At 68.3% G+C, this 26,590-nt stretch carries 24 protein-coding genes and 3 tRNA genes; 3 read left to right on the top strand and 24 right to left on the bottom strand.

Annotated elements, in window-relative coordinates; all coding sequences use genetic code 11:
- Positions 1–449: 449 nt before the first annotated feature.
- The 18 genes from GA0070613_RS12700 to GA0070613_RS32050 all read right to left on the bottom strand — a co-directional run bounded on the left by GA0070613_RS12700 (position 450) and on the right by GA0070613_RS32050 (position 17,779).
- Positions 450–818, bottom strand: a complete 369-nt coding sequence (locus GA0070613_RS12700) for a hypothetical protein (protein WP_089012494.1) — start codon at positions 816–818, stop codon at positions 450–452.
- Between the two features lie 136 nt (positions 819–954).
- Positions 955–4,842, bottom strand: a complete 3,888-nt coding sequence (locus GA0070613_RS12695; protein ID WP_089012493.1) for a DNA-directed RNA polymerase subunit beta' — start codon at positions 4,840–4,842, stop codon at positions 955–957.
- Between the two features lie 81 nt (positions 4,843–4,923).
- A complete protein-coding gene (gene rpoB, locus GA0070613_RS12690) occupies positions 4,924–8,355 on the bottom strand; it encodes a DNA-directed RNA polymerase subunit beta (protein WP_089012492.1) in 3,432 nt (1,143 codons plus the stop codon).
- Positions 8,356–8,930: 575 nt separating this feature from the next.
- Positions 8,931–9,314, bottom strand: a complete 384-nt coding sequence (gene rplL, locus GA0070613_RS12685) for a 50S ribosomal protein L7/L12 (RefSeq protein ID WP_089012491.1) — start codon at positions 9,312–9,314, stop codon at positions 8,931–8,933.
- A 54-nt stretch (positions 9,315–9,368) separates the two neighbouring features.
- Positions 9,369–9,914, bottom strand: a complete 546-nt coding sequence (gene rplJ, locus GA0070613_RS12680; protein WP_089012490.1) for a 50S ribosomal protein L10 — start codon at positions 9,912–9,914, stop codon at positions 9,369–9,371.
- A 316-nt stretch (positions 9,915–10,230) separates the two neighbouring features.
- Positions 10,231–10,425, bottom strand: coding sequence for a hypothetical protein (locus GA0070613_RS12675; protein ID WP_089012489.1), 195 nt, complete (start codon positions 10,423–10,425; stop codon positions 10,231–10,233).
- 77 nt (positions 10,426–10,502) lie between these two features.
- Entirely contained in the window at positions 10,503–11,219 is a 717-nt protein-coding gene (gene rplA / locus GA0070613_RS12670) for a 50S ribosomal protein L1 (RefSeq protein ID WP_089012488.1), read from the bottom strand.
- 82 nt (positions 11,220–11,301) lie between these two features.
- Positions 11,302–11,733: a 50S ribosomal protein L11 gene (gene rplK, locus GA0070613_RS12665; protein ID WP_089012487.1), complete on the bottom strand. Its 432-nt coding sequence runs from the start codon at positions 11,731–11,733 to the stop codon at positions 11,302–11,304.
- Positions 11,734–11,916: 183 nt separating this feature from the next.
- Complete coding sequence (gene nusG / locus GA0070613_RS12660) at positions 11,917–12,639, bottom strand: transcription termination/antitermination protein NusG (protein ID WP_089012486.1); 723 nt, start codon at positions 12,637–12,639, stop codon at positions 11,917–11,919.
- A gap of 38 nt (positions 12,640–12,677) precedes the next feature.
- Positions 12,678–13,070, bottom strand: coding sequence for a preprotein translocase subunit SecE (secE, locus tag GA0070613_RS12655; RefSeq protein WP_089012485.1), 393 nt, complete (start codon positions 13,068–13,070; stop codon positions 12,678–12,680).
- Positions 13,071–13,283: 213 nt separating this feature from the next.
- A tRNA-Trp gene (locus tag GA0070613_RS12650) sits at positions 13,284–13,356 on the bottom strand.
- A gap of 128 nt (positions 13,357–13,484) precedes the next feature.
- Positions 13,485–13,877: a MaoC family dehydratase gene (locus GA0070613_RS12645; RefSeq protein ID WP_089012484.1), complete on the bottom strand. Its 393-nt coding sequence runs from the start codon at positions 13,875–13,877 to the stop codon at positions 13,485–13,487.
- A 1-nt stretch (position 13,878) separates the two neighbouring features.
- Positions 13,879–14,325, bottom strand: coding sequence for a MaoC family dehydratase N-terminal domain-containing protein (locus GA0070613_RS12640; RefSeq protein ID WP_089012483.1), 447 nt, complete (start codon positions 14,323–14,325; stop codon positions 13,879–13,881).
- 123 nt (positions 14,326–14,448) lie between these two features.
- Positions 14,449–14,616, bottom strand: a complete 168-nt coding sequence (gene rpmG, locus GA0070613_RS12635; protein ID WP_067301359.1) for a 50S ribosomal protein L33 — start codon at positions 14,614–14,616, stop codon at positions 14,449–14,451.
- Positions 14,617–14,746: 130 nt separating this feature from the next.
- Positions 14,747–14,819 (bottom strand) — tRNA-Met (locus GA0070613_RS12630).
- A gap of 25 nt (positions 14,820–14,844) precedes the next feature.
- Positions 14,845–14,917: transfer RNA gene (locus GA0070613_RS12625), tRNA-Thr, on the bottom strand.
- 109 nt (positions 14,918–15,026) lie between these two features.
- Positions 15,027–17,567 (bottom strand): putative bifunctional diguanylate cyclase/phosphodiesterase, encoded by a 2,541-nt coding sequence (locus GA0070613_RS12620; protein ID WP_089012482.1) that lies wholly within the window; start codon positions 17,565–17,567, stop codon positions 15,027–15,029.
- A gap of 59 nt (positions 17,568–17,626) precedes the next feature.
- Entirely contained in the window at positions 17,627–17,779 is a 153-nt protein-coding gene (locus tag GA0070613_RS32050) for a hypothetical protein (RefSeq protein ID WP_157746348.1), read from the bottom strand.
- 619 nt (positions 17,780–18,398) lie between these two features.
- On the opposite strand from GA0070613_RS32050, the gene GA0070613_RS32745 reads away from it, so the two are divergent.
- Together GA0070613_RS32745 and GA0070613_RS32740 are read left to right on the top strand one after the other, a co-directional pair.
- The gene (locus GA0070613_RS32745) at positions 18,399–18,677 is read left to right on the top strand and encodes a hypothetical protein (RefSeq protein ID WP_172875804.1); all 279 of its coding nucleotides are present in this window, start codon (positions 18,399–18,401) and stop codon (positions 18,675–18,677) included.
- Positions 18,674–18,907 carry a hypothetical protein gene (locus GA0070613_RS32740; RefSeq protein WP_089012481.1) on the top strand — a complete coding sequence of 78 codons (234 nt, stop codon included), beginning with the start codon at positions 18,674–18,676 and terminating at the stop codon, positions 18,905–18,907. The genes GA0070613_RS32745 and GA0070613_RS32740 overlap by 4 nt, the downstream gene beginning before the upstream one ends.
- A gap of 573 nt (positions 18,908–19,480) precedes the next feature.
- Here the strand turns inward: GA0070613_RS32740 and GA0070613_RS12610 are convergent.
- The gene (locus GA0070613_RS12610) at positions 19,481–20,170 is read right to left on the bottom strand and encodes an ElyC/SanA/YdcF family protein (protein WP_089012480.1); all 690 of its coding nucleotides are present in this window, start codon (positions 20,168–20,170) and stop codon (positions 19,481–19,483) included.
- A 459-nt stretch (positions 20,171–20,629) separates the two neighbouring features.
- Entirely contained in the window at positions 20,630–22,366 is a 1,737-nt protein-coding gene (locus tag GA0070613_RS12605; protein WP_172875803.1) for an FG-GAP and VCBS repeat-containing protein, read from the bottom strand.
- A 983-nt stretch (positions 22,367–23,349) separates the two neighbouring features.
- On the opposite strand from GA0070613_RS12605, the gene GA0070613_RS12595 reads away from it, so the two are divergent.
- The gene (locus GA0070613_RS12595) at positions 23,350–23,703 is read left to right on the top strand and encodes a hypothetical protein (RefSeq protein ID WP_089012477.1); all 354 of its coding nucleotides are present in this window, start codon (positions 23,350–23,352) and stop codon (positions 23,701–23,703) included.
- Positions 23,704–23,942: 239 nt separating this feature from the next.
- Here GA0070613_RS12595 and GA0070613_RS34380 read toward each other — a convergent pair whose 3' ends face one another.
- From GA0070613_RS34380 to GA0070613_RS12575, 4 genes are all read right to left on the bottom strand, one after another.
- A complete protein-coding gene (locus GA0070613_RS34380; protein WP_089012476.1) occupies positions 23,943–24,377 on the bottom strand; it encodes a tyrosine-type recombinase/integrase in 435 nt (144 codons plus the stop codon).
- Positions 24,374–24,694 carry a site-specific integrase gene (locus GA0070613_RS12585; protein WP_157746344.1) on the bottom strand — a complete coding sequence of 107 codons (321 nt, stop codon included), beginning with the start codon at positions 24,692–24,694 and terminating at the stop codon, positions 24,374–24,376. Before GA0070613_RS12585 ends, GA0070613_RS34380 begins: the two co-directional genes overlap by 4 nt.
- Positions 24,695–25,284: 590 nt before the next feature.
- Positions 25,285–25,893, bottom strand: coding sequence for a hypothetical protein (locus GA0070613_RS12580; RefSeq protein ID WP_157746343.1), 609 nt, complete (start codon positions 25,891–25,893; stop codon positions 25,285–25,287).
- Positions 25,894–26,205: 312 nt separating this feature from the next.
- Positions 26,206–26,460 (bottom strand): hypothetical protein, encoded by a 255-nt coding sequence (locus tag GA0070613_RS12575; protein WP_157746342.1) that lies wholly within the window; start codon positions 26,458–26,460, stop codon positions 26,206–26,208.
- Between the last annotated feature and the right edge of the window lie 130 nt (positions 26,461–26,590).

The following is a 26,590-nucleotide window of genomic DNA, read 5'->3' as shown; positions in this document are numbered from 1 at the left end:
CCGGCGCTGCGGAGTACCCCCCGGGGCGGGTCGGCTGGGGGTACCCGACGTAGTGGGGCGGAACACCAGGCGGAGCCGGCGGTCGGCCCGCGGTGCCCGGGGTCGACGGGTCCACGGGCGGATACGACCCGGGCGGGGCGGACGGCGGGGTGACGGGCGGCGGCGCGTACCCGACGGGGGCGACCTCCGGCGGCGCACTCGGCCCCTCGTCGACCGCGGCGCCCGGCGCGGCCCACGGGCTGGTCGGACCCGAGTCCGGAGCGGAGTCGAGCGGCGCGGACCGGGCCGGGTCCTGACCGGACCGGATCGGCTCGCCGTCCGACGGTGCGGCCGGTTCCGTCACGAGGTCCTCCTGTCGACACGCCTGGCCCACCACGGCGCGGCGGACACCGGCCAGGCTACCGTCGCCGCTCCCACCGGCGGGCCCGGGCGCGGACGCCTCCCCCCGGTCAGTCGACGTTCGGGGCGTAGTCGTGCCCGAAGGGGGCCTCGGCGAGCCGGACCACCCCGATCACCACCGCCGCCACCACCGCGACGGCCGTCAGCACCAGACCGGTCCAGGCCAGCCACTCCCCGCGCCGCAGCCGGTCCCCGCCGGTCAGGAAGCCACCCGAGGCGTACGCCTCCCGACGGGCCTGCCGGGCGAGCTGGAGGGCGATCGTCGACGGCACCACCCCGCCGACGAAGAGCCCGGTCAACGCCCCGATCAGGCCCAGGGCGAAGACCGCGCGGGCCTTCGTCGACCGGGTCGGCTCAGGATCGAGCGGATGACGCGGCCCGTGCTGGGTGACGGGGGCCGGCCCGGGTGCGGTCGTCATGCCCTCATCATGCCTCGTCGGCGCGGCCGACAGTCCGGATCGCCCGCCGGCTCCCCCACGCGCCCCGCGTTCCGCAGGCTCCAGGGACGCGACGAGGCCCCCGGCGGGTGCCGGGGGCCTCGTCGTCTTCTACTGCTTAGCGGTACGACCCGAAGTCGAAGTCGTCCAGCGGCACCGCCTGGCCGCTGGCCGGCCCGAAGCCGTAGTCGGTCTCCGGGTAGCCGGTCATCGAGTAGACCTTGGCCTTCGCCTCCTCGGTCGGCTCGACCCGGACGTTGCGGTACTTGCTGATGCCCGTACCGGCCGGGATGAGCTTACCGATGATCACGTTCTCCTTGAGGCCGACGAGCGAGTCGCTGCGCGAGTTGATCGCCGCGTCGGTCAGCACCCGGGTGGTCTCCTGGAAGGAGGCCGCCGAGAGCCAGGAGTCGGTGGCCAGCGAGGCCTTGGTGATACCCATCAGCACCGGGCGACCGGCGGCGGGCTCGCCGCCCTCGCCGACGAGCCGGCGGTTCTCCGACTCGAAGAGCGCCCGGTCGACCAGCACACCCGGCAGGAACTCGGTCGAGCCGGAGTCGATGACCGTCACCCGCTTGAGCATCTGGCGGATGATGATCTCGATGTGCTTGTCGTGGATGAGCACACCCTGCGAGCGGTAGACCTCCTGGACCTCCTGGGTCAGGTGGACCTGGACCGACCGCGGGCCGAGGATCCGGAGCAGCTCGTGCGGGTCGATGGTGCCCTCGGTGAGCTTCTCGCCGACCTCGACGTGACCGCCGTCGTGGGTCCGCAGCTTGACCCGCTTGGAGATCTTGTCGTAGACGATCTCCTCGCTGCCGTCGTCCGGCACCACGATGATCTTCCGGGACCGCTCGCCGTCCTCGATCCGGATCCGGCCCGGGGTGTCGGCGATGGGCGCCTTACCCTTCGGGACCCGGGCCTCGAAGATCTCCTGGACACGCGGCAGACCCTGGGTGATGTCCTCACCCGCGACACCACCGGTGTGGAAGGTACGCATCGTCAGCTGGGTACCCGGCTCACCGATGGACTGGGCGGCGATGATGCCGACCGCCTCACCGATGTCGACCGACTTGCCGGTCGGCAGGGAACGGCCGTAGCAGGCCGCGCAGACGCCCAGCTTCGACTCGCAGGTGAGCACGCTGCGCACCCGCACCGTCTCCACCCCGGCCGCGACGATCCGGTCGACCAGGATCGAGTTGAGGTCCTGACCCCGCTCGGCGACGACGGTGCCGTCCGGCCCCTTGATGTCGTCGGCCAGGGTCCGGGCGTGCACGCTGGTCTCGGCGTGGGTGTGGACGACCAGCTTGTCGTCGAGCCGCTCGCCGATCTGCATCGGGATGGCCCGGTCGGTGCCGCAGTCCTCCTCGCGGATGATGACGTCCTGCGAGACGTCCACCAGACGACGGGTCAGGTAACCCGAGTCGGCGGTACGCAGGGCGGTGTCCGCGAGACCCTTACGGGCACCGTGCGTGGAGATGAAGTACTCCAGCACGGACAGACCCTCCCGGTACGAGGCCTTGATGGGCCGCGGGATGATCTCACCCTTGGGGTTGGCCACCAGACCACGGATCGCCGCGATCTGCCGGAGCTGGAGCAGGTTACCGCGGGCACCCGAGTTGATCATCTTCCACAGCGGGTTCTCCTGCGGCAGCGCGGTGTCCATCTCCTTGGCGACCTCGTTGGTCGCCTTGGTCCAGATCTCGATGAGCTCGCCGCGACGCTCCTCGGCGGTCATCAGACCACGCTGGTACTGCTTGTCGATCCGGTCGGCTTCCTTCTCGTACTTCTCCAGGATCTCCCGCTTGCGCGGCGGAGCGATGACGTCCTCCATGCCGATCGTCACGCCGGACCAGGTGGCCCAGTGGAAACCGGCCTCCTTGAGCCCGTCGAGGGTGGCCGCGAGGGCCACCTTCGGGAAGCGCTCGGCGAGGTCGTTGACGATCGCGGAGAGCTGACCCTTGCGGATCTCGTAGTTCACGAAGCGGTAGCCCTGCGGCAGCGTCTCGTTGAACAGCACCCGACCGAGGGTGGTCTCCACGGTCAGCGGCTCACCCTCGACCCAGCCCTCGGGCGCGGTCCACGGCTCGGCGCCGGCGCCGTTGTCGACCCCGATGACGCCGCGCAGCCGGATCTTGACCGGAGTCTGCAGGTGCAGCTCGCCGTTGTCGAACGCCATCCGGGCCTCGGCGTCCGAACTGAACGCCCGGCCCTCGCCCTTCTCACCGGGGGTGAGGTGGGTGAGGTGGTACAGGCCGATGACCATGTCCTGGGTGGGCATGGTGACTGGCTTGCCGTCGGCCGGCTTGAGGATGTTGTTCGACGACAGCATCAGGATCCGCGCCTCGGCCTGAGCCTCGGCGGACAGCGGCACGTGGACCGCCATCTGGTCACCGTCGAAGTCGGCGTTGAACGCGGTGCAGACCAGCGGGTGGATCTGGATGGCCTTGCCCTCGACCAGCTGCGGCTCGAAGGCCTGGATGCCCAGCCGGTGCAGGGTCGGCGCGCGGTTCAGCAGCACCGGGTGCTCGCCGATGACCTCTTCCAGCACGTCCCACACGACCGGCCGCTGCCGCTCGACCATCCGCTTGGCGGACTTGATGTTCTGCGCGTGGTTGAGGTCGACCAGCCGCTTCATCACGAACGGCTTGAACAGCTCCAGCGCCATCTGCTTGGGCAGGCCGCACTGGTGCAGCTTCAGCTTCGGGCCGACCACGATGACCGAACGGCCGGAGTAGTCGACGCGCTTGCCGAGCAGGTTCTGGCGGAACCGGCCCTGCTTGCCCTTGAGCATGTCGGAGAGCGACTTCAGCGGGCGGTTACCCGGACCGGTGACCGGCCGGCCGCGACGGCCGTTGTCGAACAGCGCGTCGACGGCCTCCTGGAGCATCCGCTTCTCGTTGTTGACGATGATCTCGGGCGCGCCGAGGTCGATCAGTCGCTTGAGGCGGTTGTTCCGGTTGATCACCCGGCGGTACAGGTCGTTCAGGTCGGAGGTCGCGAAACGGCCACCGTCCAGCTGCACCATCGGACGCAGGTCCGGCGGGATGACCGGGACGCAGTCCAGCACCATGCCGAGCGGCGAGTTGCGGGTGTTCAGGAACGCCGCGACGACCTTCAGCCGCTTGAGCGCCCGGATCTTCCGCTGCCCCTTGCCGGAGCGGATGGTCTCGCGCAGGCTCTCGGCCTCGGCGTCCAGGTCCATGTTCTGGACCAGGGCCTTGATGGCCTCGGCGCCCATGCCGCCGGTGAAGTACTCGCCGAAGCGGTCGCGCAGCTCGCGGTAGAGCAGCTCGTCGGTGACCAGCTGCTTCGGCTCCAGCTTGCGGAAGGTGTCGAGGACCTCGTCGAGGCGGTCGATCTCGCGCTGGGCCCGGTCGCGGATCTGGCGCATCTCGCGCTCTCCGCCCTCCTTGACCTTGCGCCGGACGTCCGCCTTGGCACCCTCGGCCTCCAGCTCGGCCAGGTCGGCCTCGAGCTTGGCGGCCCGCTTCTCGATCTCCGAGTCGCGGCTGTTCTCGGCCTGCCGCTTCTCGGCCAGGATCTCGTTCTCGATGGTCGAGAGGTCACGGTGACGCGACTCGGCGTCCACGCTCGTCACGACGTACGAGGCGAAGTAGATGATCTTCTCGAGGTCCTTGGGGGCGAGGTCCAGCAGGTAGCCCAGCCGGCTCGGCACGCCCTTGAAGTACCAGATGTGGGTCACCGGAGCGGCCAGCTCGATGTGCCCCATCCGCTCACGACGGACCTTGGAACGGGTCACCTCGACGCCGCAGCGCTCGCAGATGATGCCCTTGAAGCGGACCCGCTTGTACTTACCGCAGTAGCACTCCCAGTCCCGCTGCGGACCGAAGATCTTCTCGCAGAAGAGCCCGTCCTTTTCCGGCTTGAGCGTGCGGTAGTTGATCGTCTCGGGCTTCTTGACCTCACCGTGCGACCACTGACGGATGTCGTCGGCGGTGGCAAGGCCGATGCGCAGCTCGTCGAAGAAGTTGACGTCGAGCACTATGTCCCCTATGTCGTCGTCTGTACTGCTTAGCTAGTGGGTGGGGTCGGGAGCCGGCGAGCCGGCTCCCGACCACTCACCTCAGACCTCTTCGACCGAGCTCGGCTCGCGCCGGGACAGGTCGATGCCCAGCTCCTCCGCGGCCCGGAACACCTCGTCGTCGGTCTCGCGCATCTCCAGGGCCACACCGTCGCTGGAGAGCACCTCGACGTTGAGGCACAGCGACTGCAGCTCCTTGAGCAGCACCTTGAACGACTCCGGGATGCCCGGCTCGGGGATGTTCTCGCCCTTGACGATCGCCTCGTAGACCTTGACCCGGCCCAGGACGTCGTCGGACTTGATCGTCAGCAGCTCCTGCAGGGCGTAGGCGGCACCGTACGCCTGCATCGCCCAGCACTCCATCTCACCGAAGCGCTGACCACCGAACTGCGCCTTACCACCCAGCGGCTGCTGCGTGATCATCGAGTACGGGCCGGTCGACCGGGCGTGGATCTTGTCGTCGACCAGGTGGTTGAGCTTCAGGATGTAGATGTAGCCGACCGCGATCGGGTCCGGCAGCGGCTCGCCGGAACGACCGTCGAACAGCTGCGCCTTGCCGGAAGAGCCGATCAGCTGCTTGCCGTCCCGGTTGGGCAGGGTCGACGCGAGCAGACCGGAGATCTCCTCCTCCCGAGCACCGTCGAAGACCGGGGTGGCCACGTTCGTGTCCCCCTCGGACTCGTGGGCGTCGATCGAGCGCAGCTGCTTCTTCCACGCCGCGTCGTCGCCGTCCACGCTCCAACCGGTCTTGGCGACCCAGCCGAGGTGGGTCTCCAGGACCTGGCCGATGTTCATCCGGGAGGGCACACCCAGCGGGTTGAGCACGATGTCGACCGGGGTGCCGTCCTCGAGGAACGGCATGTCCTCGACCGGCAGGATCTTGGAGATGACGCCCTTGTTGCCGTGCCGGCCGGCGAGCTTGTCACCGTCCTGGATCTTGCGCTTCTGGGCGACGTAGACCCGGACCAGCTCGTTGACGCCCGGCGGCAGCTCGTCGCCGTCCTCGCGGGAGAAGGTACGCACGCCGATGACCGTGCCGGTCTCGCCGTGCGGCACCTTCAGCGAGGTGTCCCGGACCTCGCGCGCCTTCTCACCGAAGATCGCGCGGAGCAGTCGCTCCTCCGGGGTCAGCTCGGTCTCGCCCTTCGGCGTGACCTTGCCGACCAGGATGTCGCCGGGAACGACCTCGGCGCCGATCCGGATGATCCCGCGCTCGTCGAGGTCGGCGAGCATCTCCTCGCTGACGTTCGGGATGTCGCGGGTGATCTCCTCCGGGCCGAGCTTGGTGTCCCGGGCGTCGACCTCGTGCTCCTCGATGTGGATCGAGGTGAGCACGTCCTGCTGCACGAGGCGCTGCGACAGGATGATCGCGTCCTCGTAGTTGTGGCCCTCCCAGCACATGAACGCCACGAGCAGGTTGCGCCCGAGCGCCATCTCGCCCTCGTCGGTGCACGGACCGTCGGCGATGACCTGGCCGGCCTCGACGCGGTCGCCCTCGAAGACGACCGGCTTCTGGTTGACGCAGGAGCCGGCGTTGGAGCGGCGGAACTTGTGCAGCAGGTACGTCCGGCGGTGGCCGTCGTCCTGGTGGATGGTGATGTAGTCGGCGCAGAGGTCCTCGATCACACCGCCGACCTCGGCGACGACCACGTCGCCGGCGTCGACGGCCGCGCGGTACTCCATGCCGGTGCCGACCAGCGGAGCCTCGGCCTTGACCAGCGGCACCGCCTGACGCTGCATGTTCGCGCCCATCAGGGCGCGGTTGGCGTCGTCGTGCTCGAGGAACGGGATCATCGCGGTCGCGACCGAGGTCATCTGCCGCGGCGAGACGTCCATGTAGTCGACGGCGCCGGGAACCACGTCCTCGGTCTCGCCGCCCTTACGGCGGCAGAGGACCCGGTCCTCGGCGAACGTGCCGTCGGCCTTCAGCGGCGCGTTGGCCTGGGCCTTGACGAACCGGTCCTCCTCGTCCGCGGTCAGGTAGTCGATCTGGTCGGTGACCCGACCCTCGACGACCTTCCGGTACGGCGTCTCGATGAAGCCGAACGGGTTGACCCGGGCGAAGGTGGACAGGGCGCCGATCAGGCCGATGTTCGGGCCTTCCGGCGTCTCGATCGGGCACATCCGGCCGTAGTGGGACGGGTGCACGTCACGGACCTCGAAGCCGGCCCGCTCCCGGGACAGACCACCCGGGCCGAGCGCGCTCAGCCGGCGCCGGTGGGTCAGGCCCGCCAGCGGGTTGGTCTGGTCCATGAACTGGGACAGCTGCGACGTGCCGAAGAACTCCTTGATCGCCGCCACCACCGGGCGGATGTTGATCAGGGTCTGCGGCGTGATCGCCTCGACGTCCTGGGTGGTCATCCGCTCGCGGACGACCCGCTCCATCCGGGAAAGACCGACCCGGACCTGGTTCTGGATCAGCTCGCCCACGGTACGCAGGCGACGGTTGCCGAAGTGGTCGATGTCGTCGGCCTCGTAGCCGTCCTCACCGGCGTGCAGCCGGCAGAGGTACTCCACGGTGGCGACGATGTCGTCCTCGGTGAGCGTGCCGGTGGTGATCGGCACGTCCAGCTCGAGCTTCTTGTTGAACTTGTAGCGCCCGACCTTGGCGACGTCGTACCGCTTCGGGTTGAAGAAGAGGTTGTCGAGCAGGGTCTGGGCGTTCTCGCGGGTCGGCGGCTCGCCAGGGCGGAGCTTCCGGTAGATGTCGAGCAGCGCCTCGTCCTGGCCGGCGATGTGGTCCTTCTCGAGCGTGGTCATCATCAGCTCGGACCAGCCGAACTTCTCACGGATCTGCTCCGCGGACCACCCGATGGCCTTGAGCAGGACGGTGACGGCCTGCCGGCGCTTGCGGTCGATGCGGACGCCGACCGTGTCGCGCTTGTCGATGTCGAACTCCAGCCAGGCACCCCGGCTCGGGATGACCTTGACGCTGGAGAGGTCGCGGTCGGAGGTCTTGTCCGGCTGCTTGTCGAAGTACACGCCCGGGGACCGGACGAGCTGGCTGACCACGACGCGCTCGGTGCCGTTGATGACGAAGGTGCCCTTCGGCGTCATCATCGGGAAGTCACCCATGAACACCGTCTGGCTCTTGATCTCGCCAGTGGTGTTGTTGGTGAACTCCGCGGTCACGAACAGCGGAGCGCAGTAGGTCAGATCCTTCTCCTTGCACTCCTCGATCGAGGCCTTGACCTCGTCGAAGCGCGGAGCCGAGAAGGAGAGCGACATGGTGCCGGAGAAGTCCTCAATGGGACTGATCTCTTCGAGGATCTCCGCGAGACCCGAGCGTGCGTGCGGGTCGTCCGCCGACCGGCCCTGCCAAGCCTCGTTGCCGACGAGCCAGTCGAAGGACTCGTTCTGGATGGCGAGGAGGTTGGGGACCTCGAGGTGTTCGGTGATCCTGCCGAAAGAAACTCGGCGGGGAGCGAAAGCGCTCGACGTACGACTGGTCTTCGCAGGGCGGGAAGCTGCCAAGATGCGTCCTTCCGAGGACCGGTGCTGCAGAACGGCTGGTACGCGTGCACTCCAATGACCCCACCAGAATTATCCGTAAACGGACATTTCCGAGCAGGGGTCAAGTCGGAAGGCAGCGCAAACTAGCAGTGTAGCCGAGAGGCTAACCGCTGTCCAGCCCACCCCGCAGGTCGTCGCGGAACTTGCCTCGGGACCCCTGGAAAACGGGTCTCACCGGGCGCTCCGAACGCGACGTTCCTGCCGGTCCGCTCGGGTGGTGCGGCCGATGGTGCTGCCGCTGCCATTACCCAAGAGGTGGCCGTTGCAAGCGCGGAAGGTCTTGCTGGTGTCAGCGTGCCTGTCAGCCCGGTCTCGCGTCAAGGGCCGGTTACCGGTCGGGGTGTCTTTCCCACCGACGGACTACCGACAGGACCCGCTGCGCGGCGGCACGCCGGACGCCGGACGGCCTGCTGACGCCGCTGCCACCGGAACCACCAACGACCAGCGGGCGGTGATCCGTTCCCGGATCACCGCCCGCCGCGACGCGGTGTGCCGCGGCTCACGTGAGCCGGACGCGCGTCAGGTCGTACCCAAGGTCACTTGAGGGTGACCTTGGCGCCCTCGCCCTCGAGCTTGGCCTTGGCCTTCTCGGCGGTCTCCTTGTTGGCCTTCTCCAGGACGGCCTTCGGAGCAGCCTCGACCAGGTCCTTGGCCTCCTTGAGGCCCAGGCCGGTCAGCTCACGCACGACCTTGATGACCTGGATCTTCTTGCCACCGTCGGCGTCGAGGATGACGTCGAACTCGTCCTTCTCCGGCTCGGCCTCGGCCGGGGCGGCACCCGGGGCGGCAACGCCCATCGCGACCGGGGCCGCGGCGGTAACCTCGAAGGTCTCCTCGAACTGCTTCACGAACTCGGAGAGCTCGATCAGCGTCATCTCCTTGAACGCGTCGAGCAGCTCGTCGGTGCTGAGCTTCGCCATGTCTGGCGTCCTTTCTAAAAGTGAAAACTAAGAACGTGGGTGCGCCGGGAGGCCTCAGGCCGCCTCGGCGCTCTCCTTCTCGCGCTTGTCCTGCAGGGCGGCCGCCAGACGGGCGGTCTTGGAGAGCGGCGCCTGGAACAGGGCTGCGGCCTTGCTCAGGTTGCCCTTCATCGCGCCGGCCAGCTTGGCCAGCAGCACCTCGCGGGACTCCAGGTCGGCGAGCTTCGTGACCTCGGCCGCGGAAATGGCCTTGCCCTCGAAGACACCGCCCTTGATGACGAGCTTCGGGTTGGCCTTCGCAAAGTCGCGAAGCCCCTTCGCCGCCTCGACGACGTCGCCCGAAACGAAAGTCAGCGCGGTAGGACCGGTGAACAGCTCATCGAGGCCGGAGATGCCCGCCTCGGTCGCCGCACGCTTGGCCAGCGTGTTCTTCGCGACCGTGTAGGTGGTCTCCTTGCCGAGTGAGCGCCGCAGCTGGGTGAGCTGGGAAACCGTCAGACCACGGTACTCGGTGAGCACCGCGGCCCCCGCGTTGCGGAAGCTGTCGGTGAGCTCAGCGACGGCCGTGGCCTTGTCGGCCCGGATCGGCTTGTCCGCCATGTCCCTCCTCTCTCGTTGCTCGAGGCTGGTCGCCGTCGACGAGCGAAGCTCTGCGACGGCGCCGGAGGCATCACGACAACGAGAAAAGCCCCGGCGCAGGGCGCGCGGGGCGAGGGCCGGCCTGATCACCATGGTCGGCGGACCACGGGAAGAACCGATTTTCGCTTGCCGCCCTGCGCGGGTCGCCCGTCATCGCGGGACCTTCGACCGTGCCGGGGCACGGTGACCAGCGGTCTCTGGGTGGAACTACCGCATCAGGTTACGCGACGGGTCCGCGTACCGCCAAATCGCCCCCGGAGTGCGCCCGGTCACCCGCTCAGGCCCGGGAGCGGCGCCGCCAGGCGTAGCCGGCGAGCGCCACCGCGGCCCACGCCGCGGCCCAGAGCGACAGCAGCAGCACCGTCGGCGCGGCCAACGAGCCGGTCAGCGCCCGGGCGGTCGCCATCACCGTCTCCCGCAGCACCCACGGGCCGCGTCGGTGGTACCGCAACCAGACGTTCTCCAGCCGCATGCCGCGAGCCTGCCACAGCGGACAGACGACGGGGGCCCCGCCACGAGTCGTGGCGGGGCCCCTCACTCCAGGCGTGCTCAGCCCTCGGTCGAGGTCTCCTGCAGGTTCTTCACCACGTTCGGGTCGACCGGGACGCCCGGACCCATGGTGGTGGTCAGGACGACCTTCTTGAGGTACTTGCCCTTGGCCGAGGACGGCTTGGCCCGCAGCACCTCGTCGAGGACGGCAGCGTAGTTGTCGATCAGCTGCGACTCGGAGAACGAGGCCTTACCGAGGATCAGGTGCAGGTTCGAGTGCTTGTCCACCCGGAAGGTGATCTTACCGCCCTTGATGTCCGCGACGGCCTTGGTGACGTCCATGGTCACCGTGCCCGTCTTCGGGTTCGGCATCAGGCCGCGCGGGCCCAGGATCCGCGCGATCCGGCCGATCTTGGCCATCTGGTCAGGCGTGGCGATCGCCGCGTCGAAGTCCAGCCAACCGCCCTGGATCCGGGCGACCAGCTCGTCGGCGCCCACCTCGTCCGCGCCCGCCGCGGCGGCCTCTTCGGCCTTCGCGCCGGCGGCGAAGACGATCACGCGGGCGGTCTTACCGGTGCCGTGCGGCAGGTTGACCGTGCCGCGGACCATCTGGTCCGCCTTGCGGGGGTCGACGCCGAGGCGCATGGCGACCTCGACCGTGGCGTCGAACTTGACGTTGGTGGTCTCCTTGGCCAGCTTGACGGCCTCGGCGGGGGTGTAGAGCTTCGACCGGTCGATGACCTCGGCGGCCTTGCGGTAGCTCTTGCTGCGCTGCATTTCTGGTTACTCCTGTGGTCTATGGCGGGCCGCGGTGACCGCGCGCCCTCCCACGAACTGATCGGGTGAGTGGTGTCCGACGTCAGTCGGAGACGGTCAGACCCATCGACCGGGCGGTGCCGGCGATGATCTTCTCAGCCTGGTCGATGTCGTTGGCGTTGAGGTCGGCCATCTTCTTCTCGGCGATCTCGCGCAGCTGGGCGCGGGTCACGGAACCGACCTTCTCCGTGTGCGGGACGCCCGAGCCCTTCTGCACACCGGCGGCCTTGATCAGCAGCCGGGCGGCGGGCGGGGTCTTCAGGACGAAGGTGAAGGTCCGGTCCTCGTACACGCTGATCTCGGCGGGGACGATGTCGCCCCGCTGGGACTCGGTCTGCGCGTTGTAGGACTTGCAGAACTCCATGATGTTCACGCCGTGCTGGCCGAGCGCGGGGCCGACCGGCGGCGCCGGCGTGGCCTGGCCCGCCGGCAGCTGAAGCGTGAACGTCTTGACGAGCTTCTTCTTCGGAGGCATGTCTCTTCCTGGGGCTTGGAACTGGGAAAGATGCCGGCAGCGGGCGCGCACGGTCAGCGCGGTGCGACAGCCGACGTTCTAGGGTAGCGCAGACTTCCGCCGCCCCCGCCGCCGAGGTCCGGCGGGCGGGCGAAACGACGCACCGGCGGCGGGCCGAAAGCCCACCGCCGCCGCGACCGTACGTCAGATCTTGGCGACCTGGTTGAAGTTCAGCTCGACCGGCGTCTCCCGGCCGAAGATCGACACCAGCACCTTGAGCTTCTGCTGGTCGGCGTTGATCTCACTGATCGTGGCCGGCAGCGAGGCGAAGGCGCCGTCGGTGACGGTGACCGAGTCGCCGACCTCGAAGTCGAGGACCCTGACCTCGGGCTTGGCCTTCTTCTCCACGGCCTCGACCGCCGGAGCCAGCCACTTCAGCACCTCGTCGAGGCTCAGCGGCGCCGGCCGGTCGGCCCGGTCCGTCGCCCCCACGAAGCCGGTGACCCCCGGGGTGTTCCGGACGCAGGAGTAGGACTCGGCGGTCAGCTCCATCCGGACCAGGATGTAGCCCGGGAAGACCTTCGCCTGGACCTGGGACCGCTTGCCGTTCTTGACCTCGACCTCTTCCCGGGTCGGCACCTCGACCTGGTAGATGAAGTCCTCCATGTCGAGGGAGGTGATCCGGGTCTCGAGGTTGGTCTTGACCTTGTTCTCGTAGCCGGCGTAGGAGTGCACCACGTACCAGTCGCCGGGCGCGTAGCGCAGCTTCTGGCGCAGCTCGGCGACCGGGTCGTACTCCTCGTCCGGCGCGGGCTCGGTGGTCGGGAATTCCGGCTCGCTGGCGGCCTCGACCGACTCATCGTTGGCCGCCGTCGCCACCGTGGACTGCTCGTCCGTGGTCTCGGCGGTCTCGTCGTACTCAGGCACGCTCGCTCACTTCCGTCACTATCGGCACAGTCAGCCGGTCAGCTGGGGTTGCCGAAGACCCACAGCACGCCCTTCGCGAACGCGAAGTCGAGAAGGCCCACGATCGTCAGCATCACCGCGACGAAGGTGACCACCACGGCGGTGTAGGTCAGCAACTCCTTGCGCGTCGGCCAGATGACCTTACGCAGCTCGGCCACGACCTCGCGGAAGAACCGCGCGATGCGGGCGAACAGGCCCACCCGGTCGGTGTCCTTGCGGGTCTTCCGACCGTCGGCCGACTCGGCCCGGGCCCGCGCGCGGGTCGCGGTACCGCCCCGGGAGACCGGCTCGTCCGCCTCGGTGGCGTCGTCGTCGGCCACGTCGTCGACGACCGCGTCTTCGCGCAGACGCTCGTCGCCGGCGTCCTCGCCGCGCCGCTTGCTCTCGGCCACTTCGCCCTCCGTGCGGGTATCGGGTCGCACGCCGATGGGCGTGCGCGGCGTTTGGTCACGCCGGCCGGACCAACCGTCCCGCGACGGGCCGCGGCCGGCGGACCGACCAGGAGGGGCTCCGATTGCCTCGGAACCACCCCGCCGGCGCCACCACCACGGGCCGGACGCCGCCGTTCGGCGGCGCGACCCACGGGAACGGTCAGGCCTGAGGCGCAGGGGTGACAGGACTTGAACCTGCAGCCTGCGGTTTTGGAGACCGCTGCTCTGCCAATTGAGCTACACCCCTGTGCGGCAACTCTCGCCCCACCCGGCCATGCACGGCCGCGCAGGGGTCACTTGCCCCACGGCGGACCAGTGTACGGGTAGTCGTACGACTTTCCCAACCGGTCTGCCCCCAGCGCGTCGGAACGCCCCTCAGCGGGGCGTCCGGATGGTCGCCCGGGCCTGCGAGAGCACCTTCTCCCCCAGGCAGGTCGCGGTCACGTCGAGCCTAGTCAGGCCCGCATCGGTGACCTCCTTGACCACCGCCGAGACCTCGATCTCGGTGCCCTGGTCGTCGTCCGGGACGACCACCGGACGGGTGAACCGGACGCCGAAGTCGACCACCGCGTCCGGCGCGCCGGCCCATGTGGTGACCGCCCGGCCGACCAGCGCCATGGTGAACATGCCGTGGCCGATCACCCCCGGCAGGCCGACCTTGGTGGCGAACCGGTCGCTCCAGTGGATGGGGTTGAAGTCGCCGGAGGCGCCCGCGTATCGGACCAGGTCCGCGCGGGTCACCTGGAACGTCTGGGTGGGCAGTTCCATGTCAGGCCTCCCCGCGTACGACGATCTTGGACCAGACGGCGACCACCGGCTCGCCGGCGGCGGTGCTCACGTCCGTGCGGGTGGTCAGGAAGCCGTGCCCGCCCCGGCTGGTGATCTCCTCGATGGTGTTCACGCAGACCAGCTCGTCACCGGCCACCACCGGACGGGTGTACGCGAACCGCTGGTCGCCGTGGACCACCCGGCTGTAGTCCACGCCGAGGGCGGGATCCTCGATGATCTGCCGGCTGGCGGCCATGGTGACCACCACGGGGAAGGTCGGTGGCGCGACCACGTCGGGGTGCCCGAGCGCGCGGGCCGCCTCCGGGTCGTGGTGGGCCGGGTCGGTGGCGCCGATGGCCGTGGCGAACTCGCGGATCTTTTCTCGGCCCACCTGGTAGGGGGCGGTCGGCGGATAGGTCCGGCCGACGAAGGACGGGTCCAGGGACATGCCGCGAACCTACACGGAAAACACGAACGCCGATCCGTACGGGGCGGCGGCTGAGGGCCGTCGTCCGTGCGGACCGGCGTTCGGGGAATGCTGCGGGACCGGGCCGGCCGAGCCGGCCGCGGGTCAGCGGGTCTCGCGGTGGATGGTGTGCTTGCCGTCCCGGGGGCAGAACTTCTTCAGCTCGATGCGGTCCGGGTCGTTACGGCGGTTCTTGCGCGTGATGTAGTTGCGCTCCTTGCACTCCACACACGCCAAAGTGATCTTCGGCCGGACATCGGTCGCCTTCGCCACGGCGGAGTGCCTTCCTCGCTAACGGATAACAACTACGGCGCATCAGCCTACGGACTGACGGCGCGGACATGCAAAGTGGGCGCCTGTGGCGCCCATCCCACCGACCGCCGGGGAGCCCGGAGGACGAGAGTAGCGGTGGCCGGACTTGAACCGGCGACACAGCGATTATGAGCCGCTTGCTCTGCCATCTGAGCTACACCGCCGTGGCGGGTCCAGCCGGACCCTGTGAGCCCCCTTACGGAATCGAACCGTAGACCTTCTCCTTACCATGGAGACGCTCTGCCGACTGAGCTAAGGGGGCCTACCCGATCACCCCGGAGGGCGTCGCGCAGGAGAAACAGTACACGACCCCGCCGCCGAGGTGAAATCGGATCCCCCCCAATACCGGGAGCGGTTTCCGTCGTCCCAGCTCAGAGCAGGGTCGCCGAGCGGTCCGGGACCACCCGCAGCCGGGGTGCCTCGGCTGCGGCCTCCGGCTCCACCTGCGCGCCGAACCACGCCTGCAGCCGCTCGTACGGCAGCGGCCGGCTGAACAGGAAGCCCTGGCCGATCTCGCAGCCGATGTCCTGGAGCAGCTCGAGGGTCAGCTCGCTCTCCACCCCCTCGGCGACCACCGCGAGGCCGAACTGCTGGGAGAGCGTCACCACGGCGTTGACGATCGCCAGGTCGCCCGGGTCGGTCGCCATGCCCTGCACGAACGAGCGGTCCACCTTCACCTCGTGCACCGGCAGCCGGCGCAGGTAGGCCAGGGACGAGGAGCCCGTCCCGAAGTCGTCCACCGACAGCCGTACGCCGAGGTCACGCAGCCGGTGCAGGGTCGGTATCGGCCGGTCGGTGCCGTCCAGCACCCCGGCCTCGCGGATCTCGAAGGTGAGCCGCTGCGGCGGCACGCCGTACTCGTCGAGCAGCTCGCGTACCTGGTCCGGGAAGTGCGGGTCGGTGAGCGTACGCGCGGAGAGGTTGACCGCGACGGCGAGCGGCTGCTCGGCGTGGGCCCAGTCCCGACTGCGCCGCAGCCCCTCCCGGAGCACCACCTCGGTGAGCCGGCCGAGCTGGCCGGTGTGCTCGGCCACCGCGACGAAGTCCTCCGGGGCGACCGTGCCGTGCGTCGGATGCTCCCAGCGGGCCAGGCACTCGACGCCGAGCAGCCGCCGGTCCCGCAACGTCACCTTCGGCTGGAAGTAGACCTCCAGCGCACCCTCGTCGAGGGCGCGCCGCAGGTCGCCGGCGAGGCCGAGGCGGCGCAGCGACCGGGACTCCAGCGCCGGGTTGAACAGCTGCACGCTGCCCGGCACCGACTTGGCCGCCGTCGCGGCCAGGTCGACCCGTTGCAGCAGGCTTGCGGCGTCGCTGCCGTGATCCGGGTGTACGGCCACCCCGACGGCGGTGTCCACGTCGAGGGTCAGCGAGTCGAAGACCATCTCGTCGCGGATCTGCTCGCGCAGCTCGGCGGCGAGCTCCAGGGCCGCCTCGGCGTTCTCCAGCCGCAGCGTCACCAGGAACTCGTCGCCGCCGGGCCGGCCCACCAGCGCCGAGGAGGGGGCCGAGGCGCGCAGCCGGTCGGCCACCTCGGCCAGGACCTTGTCCCCCGCGGCGTGCCCGAGCGACTCGTTGACCTGGCGCAGCCCGTCCACGTCGAAGAGCAGCACCGCGACCACCTCACCGGGTGCCCAGATCTTCACCGCCTCGTCCAGCGCGGCGGTGATCCGCCGCCGGTTGGGCAGCTTGGTCAGCGCGTCGTGGTACGCGTCGTGGCGCAGCCGGTCGACCAGGCGGGAATTCTCCAGGGCAACGGCGACGTGCGCGGCCACCGTCTCGAAGACGGGGATGTCGGCCGAGGTGAGATGGTTGGTGTCGCCGAGCCGGTTGACGATCTCCAGGGTGCCGATCACGGCCTGACCGGACCGCAGCGGCACGACCAGGACGTCCTTGGCGGGGCCCGAGCCGGACCTGGGCAAATCCCGGTCGTCGCCGAGCTTCCGCCCGGCAGCCACGCGCTGACCCGACTCGAGCACCCGCTGCCGGATCGCCGCCGGCCCGGGTGCAAAGTCGAGCAGGCCGGGATCGTCGACCCGGGCGGTCAGCAGCACCTCCGGATGCCGTCCCTGCGGCGGCAGCCAGAGCGTGGCGTACTCGGCCTGCATGAGGCTGCGGATCCGGCCGAGCAGCGCGTCGACCAGGGTGCCGTCCTGGCCGCTCTGGGTCACGGCCTTGGTCAGGTCGTACAGGTCGGCGAGAGTGCGGTGTTGCCGGAAGAACCGGGAGTAGGACCGGTAGACGAAGGCCACCGCCACCGCCACCGCGGCGAGCAGGAGGATCGCCCACCCGCTGCTGGTGAGCACGATCAGGATGACCAGACCGATGGCGACGTTGACCGCCGCGGCCAGCAGCGTGGGCGCCGCCGTCCGGACCACCTGCCACCCGGCCTGCCACCCCTGAAGCAGGCTGATCACGCCACCCACGGCCACGAGCGTGACCAGCGTGTACGTGCTGACCGCGAGGAAGAGCACCCCCCAGGTCGGCGGCCCGACGCCCTCGACCGGCCGCATGGCGAGCAGCACCAGGCTGGCCACCGTGGCGGCGGCCCCGGCCTTCGCCACGTTGAACCACACCTTGGTCGGGGTGAGCCGGCGTCTCATCTGGCCGATCAGCGCGGCGAGCGCGGCCACCAGGACGACGGTGACCGGTTGGAGGTAGTGGAAGGCCAGCACAAGTGGGATCTCCGTCAGCGTGACGGAGAGTCCCTGCCGGAGCACGATGAACTGGAGGACCTGGGTGCCCGCGGCCACCAGGACGAAGAGCAGGACGGGAGCCGCCAGGGCGTCCTGCGCGGTCGGCGGGGTGGCCAGGCTCAGGATGATGAGGCCGACGACGGTGATCAGCGCGAGCGGACCGGTGATCAGCCAGGCTGAATCCGTCGTCGGCCGTGGCGACGGTCGACTCGTTGCCATCCCGCTCCTCAGAGAGTGACGCCTGGACGGACCCGCCAGGACGCGTGTGCCGCGGGAGGTTACGGAACGAGCGCGGTGACGATCGCGGCGGACCAGTCGTACTCAAACTGGTGCAGGTCGGGGTCGACACCGAGGACACCGCCGACGAGGGCGGCAAGGGCAACGAACGCCAGCGTCACGCCGAGCAGCCGGCCGGACCTACGACCAGACATCACTGTGCTCCTGTCGGCAGGGGGGGTGCAGAAAACAATGGAGATTCCATGATGGTGCCACAGCCTGCTCAGCCTGGAAAGCTGCAGCACCGCGCTCGAGACGCTGGCAGGGACGGCTCAAGCCGTCTGGTTGGACGCGTCAGTCTTGTGGCCAGAATCTTTGTCGGTTCCCCCGTCGCCGGTAGTCCCAAAAACCGACCTAACGTCAGAATCGGCATCTAGATCCTCTACCACCCGTAGCGGGCACGCAACCAGTCGTTCACCGGCACGTCTGACCGATCCGCGACACCCGCCCGGCCGCACCGGCCGTCGGATCCGTACGCGCCCGGGGCGCGGTGGATCGGACGGCCCCGGGACGACCGGGATCTACCCGCGCCCGGACATGACGAAGGCCCCCGACCGTTTGCCGTTTTGCCCGTTATCGCGATCATCGCTCGATGTTTCCGCAGCTCGGGGCCACTCTTTGGTCTCGCCGACCTGCACAGGCTCCCCCGCGTGCCCGTTGCGTGCCCCTTCGGAGGCGTTCCCGGCCCGGCGTTCCCGGCTCAGGAAGGCCGCCACCTCCGCATCCCGGCCGTTCACCGCGGGCGTAGTGCCGGGTCGTGGCGCTAGCGTTCGAGTGGCCCAGCCCGCGGGCGGCGACCAGGACGCCGTGCGAATCAGCCACCCAGCTACCGTGTGCTGCCCGAAGGTCGTGCGGAATCAGGTCGGTCAGGCCGGCGCCCTCGACCGCACGGTCAAATTTGTACGTCCAGCCGTTGTGGCTCTGCCGCCGGCCGGCGGTCCGCTGCTGTCGACCAGGAGAGAGGAAGGCGTCCAGGTCCTCGGGCCGCTCGGCGAGGTGCTGACGGAGCCGCTCGATCACGAACGCCGGCAGGGCGAGTCCCGCCGCTGGTGACTCTTCGGAGTGTCGATGACAGGGCCGCCCGGGAGCTGGGCCACCGACTCGGCGACGGTCATGCGGCCATCGCTGAGGTCGAGGTGGCGGCGCCGCAGACAGAGTGCTTCCCCGATCCGCAGCCCGCCGTCGGCGAGGACCGGGACCAGGAGGTCATCCGGCGGCGACAGCTCGGCCACCAGGCGGTCAACGTGCTCGGCGGTGAGGATGGTCGGGTTCGGCTCAGGTAGACGAGGCAGCTTGATGCCACGGCACGGTCACCGGAATCAGCCCGTTGTCGACAGCCGCACCCATGATCTGCGACAACAGCCGGTACGCCTGCCGAACCTGCGAGGCACCAACCCGGGTCGTCAGGTCGGCCCCCCAGCAGGCCACGGTCATCGGGCAGGACGGCGGCGAGCACCACGCGCGGAAGGATCATCCGGGTTAGCAGGGACCGGCAGGTGTGGCGGGTCTTCGCCTTGAGCCTCGGGGTAGAGGCGGCGAACCACTCCTCGGCCCACTCCCCTACTGTCGTCCGGCTCGCCTGCGGCGCGATCCACCGGCCCTGGGCGATGTCCGCCTCGGCCAAGGCGAGGAACCGCTCAGCGAGCCGCTTGCTCTCGAAGGTGGTCGGGGCAGGGTGGTCTCAGCCGTCCGGTCCCCGATAGCGCACCTGCCAGCGCCCACGCTGAAGGAACACAAGTCCCTGAAGACCTCGGGGCTCCGCCCCGAACCGCGACCCTTCTCGGAGATCATCAGGTGCGGTAGGTACCAGAGGGGTGAACGGACAGGTCGAGGCAGCTCGGGCCGGAGTTGAAGGCCTATTGGAATGGTGGGCTTTGAGCCTCAGACCGGGCTCTGACGAGGAGGGCCTTGTGATGGCTCCATAGCCACTGCAGGTACTGCTGTACTTCCTCCGGTGTGGCGACCCATCCTTTGCCCATGTAGGTGAGGATGCGTTTGACTTCCCCGGGTACGAGGTCGTAGGCGGTCGCTCCGGTTTCCGGGACGGGTGTGTCTGGGGGGACGGCCACGGGGAGCGGGATGATGGGGAGGCGAATACCACTCCTGATGAATGCTTTGAGGACCGTGAGGTAGACGCGGGCCAGGTGATAGGGGGAGACAATGAGCGCGAGGCTTGTGATGCCGCGGGCTTGGACCTGGTTGACGATCCATGCGGCCTGCATGCCGGTGTTGGGGGCCGGCTCGGCTTGGAGGTAGACCCCATTGACGCGACGAAGGCCGAGGCTCCGCAGGTAGTCGAGCGTGATCTTGACATAGGTCTCTTCAGCCGGGTTCCCGTTCGCTACTAAAAGGTAGCGGAGCTTTGGGTTCGCCTCCCAGTTACGGATCGCATGAGTGAGACGCCATTCTTCGCCCTGACCGATGGCTATGACGACTGCGTCGACGTGGTCGGCTGCTGACTGAGGCAGGGTCAGGATCACCGTGAGGGCTTTCATCACGCCCAGGAACTGGCCGGCTGTGAAGCCGACGAGATCCTCTTCGCTCACGATCCGAGGGGTCGCTCTGTTGGGATTCACCGAACCGCCCGGGCCGGGTCGTCGTTGAAGCCGGTGCGCAAGACCAGGGACGCCAGGTCGTCGGGTTGGGGCAGAGAGGTCATGCATGCGATCTTTCCAGCCCTGGTTTCAGCCTGGACCCGACCACTTCCGAAATACGGCCGAGAGACCGCGTCGACTTTGCAAGCCAGGGGCCGGACCTGCCTTCCCCTGCTAGCCGCTGCCGCGTGCAGGTCGCACGGGTGGACAACTTGATCTCGTAATGCAAAGGCACGCCGGCCGGTCGGGGCAGAGCGGCAACGGGTAGCGTCGACTTCGAATTCACCGACGAAACAGGCGGGTGCGAGGGGTTGTTCGGCCGTTCCTTAAGGCGCGCCCGCCTCTGACAGTCCATCGAAGGGGTCAAGCTCCGCCAGCAGAAGGCTGGCGGAGCTCGACCATCCATGGCACTCAGTTACTCAGCAGGCCATATCCGAAGTGGACGACGCGGAACCCGAGATCCGAGAAGTCCGCCGGGCGCTGCTGCTTCACCGGCACGAAGCGAAACGCGGGCGGCTGCGAAGAACCGCGCCGGAGCGTAGGAGCTTGGAGTCGCAGCGTCGTGACGAGGCCGTAAGGCTCCCCGGGCGCTTGCTGCCAGATGTCCTCGAATTTTGACTCGGCGAACATCTCCAGCGGTCCGGTTCCGTCCAGGTCGAGAATCGCCACGGACGACCCGAGGTAGTCGCCAGGTTCCGGGCGATCGCTGATCGCGCTGACCCAGTCCTCGAACTCGGCTTGCGGCTTGGGCCAGTTCCGGGCCACGACGTTCTGGGTATAGATGGCCGAGCCAGCCCCGGTCGGGCCCTGCGGCGTGCCGGGAATCAACGTGACTGAACCAGCATCCGCCACCGCTCCCACTGTCATCGCCATCGCGCCGACCAGCAGGTCCGGTATGCCGTCGCCGGTCGCGTCGCCGGTCGCGAGCGAGTGGCCGAAGAGGCCGCCGTTTGAGTCGTTGTCCGGTTGACCGGGAACCCCCGGGGTGTCCTGGTCGATCACACGGTGCTGCGCCCATCCAAGCCCGGAGACCGCGCCGCGGATATAGATGACCCTTCCACCTGAGCTACGGGGAAGCCCAAGGACGAGGTCCTCACGTCCATCCTGGTCCATGTCCGACATCACCATCACGTCTACGGGGATGCTGTCACCCCCGGTGTCGCTTTGACCTTCGATTTTCGTGACGTTGGCGACGCTTGGCCCGTTAACCGAGCCAGGGAAGAGCGTCACCATGCCATGCCAGTCGGACTCGGTCGTGCCGCGTCTAGACCCGTTGACGACAAGGTCGTCGTAGCCGTCGCCGGTGAAGTCACCCATCGCCAGCTGAGTGCCGAAGTTCTCCTCCACCAAGCCCGACCAGCGGGGCACAACCTGATAAACCTTCACTGAGCCGTCGAGGGTGAGCCCGTTCCTGGTGCCCGACAGCACCGTCACCGAGCCCCGGAACGGCCCGTCGCGGTCCGGGTTCGCGCCGCCGTCGGTGACGGCCAGTTCATCTCTGCCGTCGTTGTTGAGGTCACCCGAGGCGAGTGCGCCAACGTGCAGCCCCGCCAGGTATTTCACATGGTCGCGATCAAGCCCGCCGGAGCCGCCGTCGTACACGAAGATCCCGTGCTCGAAGACACCTTGGGAAAGCGTCCGATAGCTGGCAACCGCAAGGTCCTGGAAGCCGTCACCATTAAAGTCACCGGCGGCGAATTGGTGCGAGAGTTTGTGCGTGGGTTCGGCGGTGGCGGGCGCGGTCAAGGTATCCCGACGGGGGAGGCGGGAGTACTGAACGTGCAAGACGAACCCGCCCGGACTGGCAGAACTGCCAATGACCAGCTCGTCTTTGCCATCACCATCCATATCGAACCTGGGCATAGCGCGGCCAGCGGAAGTCGCCACCCTGATCTGTGGCGCGGCCGCCTCGGTCTGTATGACGGTGGTCTTGGGGGGCGCCGGCTCCGTCGCCGCGTTTGCAGGCACCTGATCGGCAACTTGCTCTCTGATGTCCTGCTCGATGCGGGCGTCGGCCGCATCAGCTGTCGCCTGAGCCGGCCTGCGCAGAGGCTCCGGCCTGCTGGCGGCGCTCGGTGAACACGCGGCGATGCTCAGCAGAGACAGAACTCCTACGGCGGCCCCACGTGTTGCCTGTGCAATCTTCACGCTTTTCCTTGTCAGCGGTGGGTCGCGGAGCATGAGGCTAGCCGATCTTTGAAGCGGTGTCACCGTGCCGCTGTCTGCAATGGAGCCACCGACGGAGCCAAGCCAGCCGACGAGGAATCTTTAAAACGCGTCCGACGTGCGAGCTGAGATAACGGCATCCAGCGCCGCCTGCCGACGGACGACGGCTCAAAGGTGGGCGACGCAGAAGAACGTCGCCGGATGCTCCGCAGAAAGCATGTAAGCGAGATGTCGCCGATTCGATCCCGGCCGGGGGCTCCAACCCAACGTCAAGGGCCCAGGCCCTCGGGCTACCCCCGGTCCTGGGCCCGTGCGTTGCCGAACTGTCAGTACAGGTACTTGGAGACCACGGCGGCGTCGACCACGGCCTCCTTCCCGCCTGCCAGGGTCACCCAGCCGCTGTAGCCGTACCTGCTGATGCCGAGAGGTTGTCGTAGTAGACCAGGTCCGACTCGGCCGAGTCGATGGCGACCATGTCGAGGACGTCGCCGGGCTGCGCCCCGGAGATCTCGGCCGCTACGGTCAGCAGGTTGCTCGTTTCGCCTGCCGAGAGCGGAGCGTAGGTGCAGCGGTAGCCGGGCAGTCCGTCGCCGGCCGTGTCGGCCCCCGACCGGCATCTCTGCTGGTCGGGGGCCGCCTGGTGGCAGGTAGAGGATGCGAACCTCTGTAGCTTTCGCCCGGATTTACAGAGAGCGCCTGATCTCGGGTGGCTCACCATGCGTGACCAGCAGCTTTGCAATGATCTTGTAGGCAGGGCCTCTCCCGTTCCCGTGATGTTCCCGCAGCCGGAAACACCTCATCCGAGTTGCCTCCCCGATCCGGGTCTCCGTTCGGTGGGAGGCGTTACCGCTCCGAGGGGTCGGGTAGACGTGGGTGACCTCGCCATGAATACGAACCGTGCCGAGGCCGAACTCGGCATCGGGGCGAGGGAGTGCAGGAACGACTCATCGCATCCAGGAGGAAAGATGAGCACACAGACTGCATCCAGACAGCAGGCACCCGACCGGGCGGTGGGAGTGCAGGAAGCACCCCGTTACGCGCCGATGATGATGGACGCAGAACGCCCGATGCAGGCGCCCGGAACGGAGACCAAGCCGTCGCTACGGACAACCGAGTTCTGGGTCTACATCGCGGCAGTGATCGGCGTGCTGGCCGCATCCCAGTTGGTCGGCAAGAACTCGGTCGGCGTGGACATCTTCCGCGCCAACCAGGCCTGGTTCCTCATCACACTGCTGACCCTCGGCTACCTGGGTAGCCGCGGTCTGGCCAAGGCCGGAAGCAACCACCGCAGCCAAGAGGAGCGCAAGGCACGTCACTGAGCCACCGACAGAGCGACGGTGGCCCGGGGAGCGTATCCCCGGGCCACCGAGGTGTGCCCACTACCCAGGTCATCCATAGAACCCGCCCCTGACGCTCGGAAGGGCCGCAGGGATCACCCTCAGACGAAACGGCCCCGTAGCGCGTTTCCGCAGCTCACAGGGCCGTTCTCGCATTTGGTGGCGGGTAGAGGATTCGAACCTCTGTAGCTTTCGCGACGGATTTACAGTTTTGCCCGTTGTCAAGGTTGCCGATGGAAGTCTGGGCAGCTCAGGGACGTTTTGGGGCATCGGCGGACCTCCCGGACTCCCCCGCATGCCCGTTGCGTGCCCCTTCGGAGACGTCGCCGGACCAACGTGCTTGATTCAGGAAGGCGGCCCCGTCCGTCGACCGCGCGGGCGTAGTGCCGGGTCATGACGCTGGCGTTGGAGTGGCCCAGCCGGCGGGCGGCGAACAGGACGCCGTGGGAGTCCGCCACCCAGCTACCGTGCGTCGCCCGAAGTTCATGCGGGATTAGGTCGGTCAGACCGGCCTGCTCGACCGCCCGGTCGAATCGGTACTTCCAGCCGTTGTAGCTCTGCGGCCGGCCGGCGGTCCGTTGCTGGCGACCGGGGAAGAGGAAGGCGTCCGGGTCCTCAGGCAGCTCGGCGAGGTGCTGCCGCAGCCGGTCGATCATGAAGGCCGGCAGGGCGAGTTCTGGCGCTGGTGACTCTTCGGCGTGTCAATCACCGGGCCACCGGGCAGCTGAGCCACCGACTCAGCGACCATCACGCGACCATCGGCCACGTCGACATGCCGACGCCGCAAACAGAGCGCTTCCCCGATCCGCAGCCCGCCGTAGGGGAGGACCAGGCCCAGGAGATCATCCGGCGGAGAGAGCTCGGCCACCAGCTGGTTGACGTGCTCGGCGGTGAGGATGGTCGGGTTCGGCTCAGGCAGGCGGGGCAGCTTGACGCCACGGCACGGGGTCACCGGGATCAGCCCCGTTGTCAACGGCAGAGCCCATGATCTGCGACAGCAGCCGGTACGCCTGCCGAACCTGGGAGGCACCAACCCGGGTATTCAGGTCGGCCACCCAGCGCCCCACGGTCATCGGCAGGACGGCGGAGATCACCACGTTGCCGAAACGCGGAAGGATCATCGGAGCCAGCAGCGATCGGTAGGTGTGCCGGGTCTGTGGTGCGCCTGTGGCAGACACCCTCTAGTTCAAACGACGGTAAAGGATCAGCCGAGACACGACATAGTTCAACCGACGGCTGTTGCCGAATTGACCTCTTTAAGATCAAGGCGGCCCGCAAGCGGGCCGCGCCGGCCCGGCCCCGGCCTGCTGGCGACCTCCGGCCGGCATCGGCCGAGCCGGCCGGCCACGCTTGGGACACAAGACCTGGAAGACCTCAGGGCTCCGCCCCGAACCCCGACCCTCCTCAGAGATGCCGCCGCAGATCACCTCGTCGGGCACCACAAGGGCTACCAGCCTCCCCGGACGGGGCCAAGGTCGTTCGTCCGGTAGGGCGCTCCACCTTGTCCCCGTCCGGGGAGGCTGGAAGGTCTACGACTGCCCGACGAGGAGATCCGCTTCAGCGCTAGCCGCCACGCCTCGCCAAGTCAGTGATGAACGTGCATGGCTGCTCGGCCCCCCGGTCCCAGGCGCTTCCTTTTACGGCGACGGGGTAGCTGACCTCTCTGACCTGTCGGTCGGCGGTCTCGACCGAGAACCGTATCGACAACGGCTCGCTCTCGAACGCGGTAGAGCACTCGATGCGCAGCTGGACATCGATCCAGCCGGTGCCGCCAGGGCGTAGCAGCCGAGACTGGCCGGTGTCACGGACCTGGATGCCGGGTCGTTGACCTGCAGCCGCACGAACCGTGATCGGCGCGGGGCCAGCGTTGATCACTGCCAGTTGCCCGCCCATCTGAACGACGGCCGTGATTGTCTCGATGTCCGTACGCCTGCTACCGCTGTATTCAGGGAAGGCCACGAGCGAGACCGAAGCATTCCGCTCCCGCTCGTCCCGCGAGTCTCGCAGCCCGCTGACCCCGACACCGCCGAGCACAGCGCCGACCACGAAGGCAGCGACAAGCCGTACATTCATCTTTCGTCTGGCCCCGAGGCGGTCAGGGGTGGTGCCGCCCGACTCCGCCGGCGGGTGATCGTGCTCGTCTAGGTCAATCACTTCGTGCTCCGCCGACATGGGCGTGAGCCTAGGGCTCTCCCTGGCCACGCGTTGGCCGGCCATACAGCCAAGAGAACCCCCAGACATCGGCGCTACCCGACAACAGCGGATGTACCGGCCAGGGGTGCAAACGCCTTACCCGCCATCCGCGATCTTCTTTAATCCGAAGGCCAGCATGGGCCATCCGTGGGCCAGTAACCGTGGCGCGCAGCGGGCACGAGCGGGCACGAGACGCAACCGGGCCGACCGCCGCCCGCAGGCGTTTCGGGCATCACGACCGCTTGAGCACGCTCTTCCAAACTGACGGTGCGATCGACCCTGGACTTCGACCTACCGCTTCGCGTTGTCGCCCGCAGCCTGCTCGCTTAGCCGCTGCCGTTCGAGGTCTGCGCGCCATCGCTCGTGCTCCTGCAACACCGAACTCAAGCCAAGCAGGGCAACGCAGACGATGAAGCAGGCGAAGGCCACCAAGGCAAGAATTGATGAGCGCCCACCATTGCCAGCAAGCAGCAGTATCAGCCCGCCAACGCCGGAAGCGACCATGAGGGCAGCCATGCCCCGGTTTTCCGGTGGGTCTACCTGCATGCCGGGGTCTCCCTACTCGTGGTCGGCTCATACTGTCGGCGAGCAAAGAGCGACGCAAGAAGCAGTATCTGCTCCGGGCCGACGAGAGAAGGCGCGTGCGGTGTCCTCCTAACCGGCCGGTCTCAGCCAC

The organism is Micromonospora inositola, from assembly GCF_900090285.1.
Lineage (GTDB): Bacteria > Actinomycetota > Actinomycetes > Mycobacteriales > Micromonosporaceae > Micromonospora > Micromonospora inositola.
Note: the sequence above shows the minus strand (reverse complement) of the source record. Positions and strands in the feature narration are given on the sequence as shown.

Bases quoted from the DNA above. Each gene is read 5' to 3' on its own strand.
- rplK (WP_089012487.1), bottom strand. From the start codon at position 11,733: ATGCCTCCGAAGAAGAAGCTCGTCAAGACGTTCACGCTTCAGCTGCCG.
- rplA (WP_089012488.1), bottom strand. From the start codon at position 11,219: ATGCAGCGCAGCAAGAGCTACCGCAAGGCCGCCGAGGTCATCGACCGG.
- rplL (WP_089012491.1), bottom strand. From the start codon at position 9,314: ATGGCGAAGCTCAGCACCGACGAGCTGCTCGACGCGTTCAAGGAGATG.
- GA0070613_RS12620 (WP_089012482.1), bottom strand. From the start codon at position 17,567: ATGGCAACGAGTCGACCGTCGCCACGGCCGACGACGGATTCAGCCTGG.
- GA0070613_RS12640 (WP_089012483.1), bottom strand. From the start codon at position 14,325: ATGTCCCTGGACCCGTCCTTCGTCGGCCGGACCTATCCGCCGACCGCC.
- GA0070613_RS12645 (WP_089012484.1), bottom strand. From the start codon at position 13,877: ATGGAACTGCCCACCCAGACGTTCCAGGTGACCCGCGCGGACCTGGTC.
- GA0070613_RS32050 (WP_157746348.1), bottom strand. From the start codon at position 17,779: ATGTCTGGTCGTAGGTCCGGCCGGCTGCTCGGCGTGACGCTGGCGTTC.
- GA0070613_RS34380 (WP_089012476.1), bottom strand. From the start codon at position 24,377: ATGATCGACCGGCTGCGGCAGCACCTCGCCGAGCTGCCTGAGGACCCG.
- rplJ (WP_089012490.1), bottom strand. From the start codon at position 9,914: ATGGCGGACAAGCCGATCCGGGCCGACAAGGCCACGGCCGTCGCTGAG.
- GA0070613_RS12700 (WP_089012494.1), bottom strand. From the start codon at position 818: ATGACGACCGCACCCGGGCCGGCCCCCGTCACCCAGCACGGGCCGCGT.
- GA0070613_RS12580 (WP_157746343.1), bottom strand. From the start codon at position 25,893: ATGTCGGCGGAGCACGAAGTGATTGACCTAGACGAGCACGATCACCCG.
- GA0070613_RS12575 (WP_157746342.1), bottom strand. From the start codon at position 26,460: ATGCAGGTAGACCCACCGGAAAACCGGGGCATGGCTGCCCTCATGGTC.
- GA0070613_RS12675 (WP_089012489.1), bottom strand. From the start codon at position 10,425: ATGCGGCTGGAGAACGTCTGGTTGCGGTACCACCGACGCGGCCCGTGG.
- GA0070613_RS12595 (WP_089012477.1), top strand. From the start codon at position 23,350: ATGAGCACACAGACTGCATCCAGACAGCAGGCACCCGACCGGGCGGTG.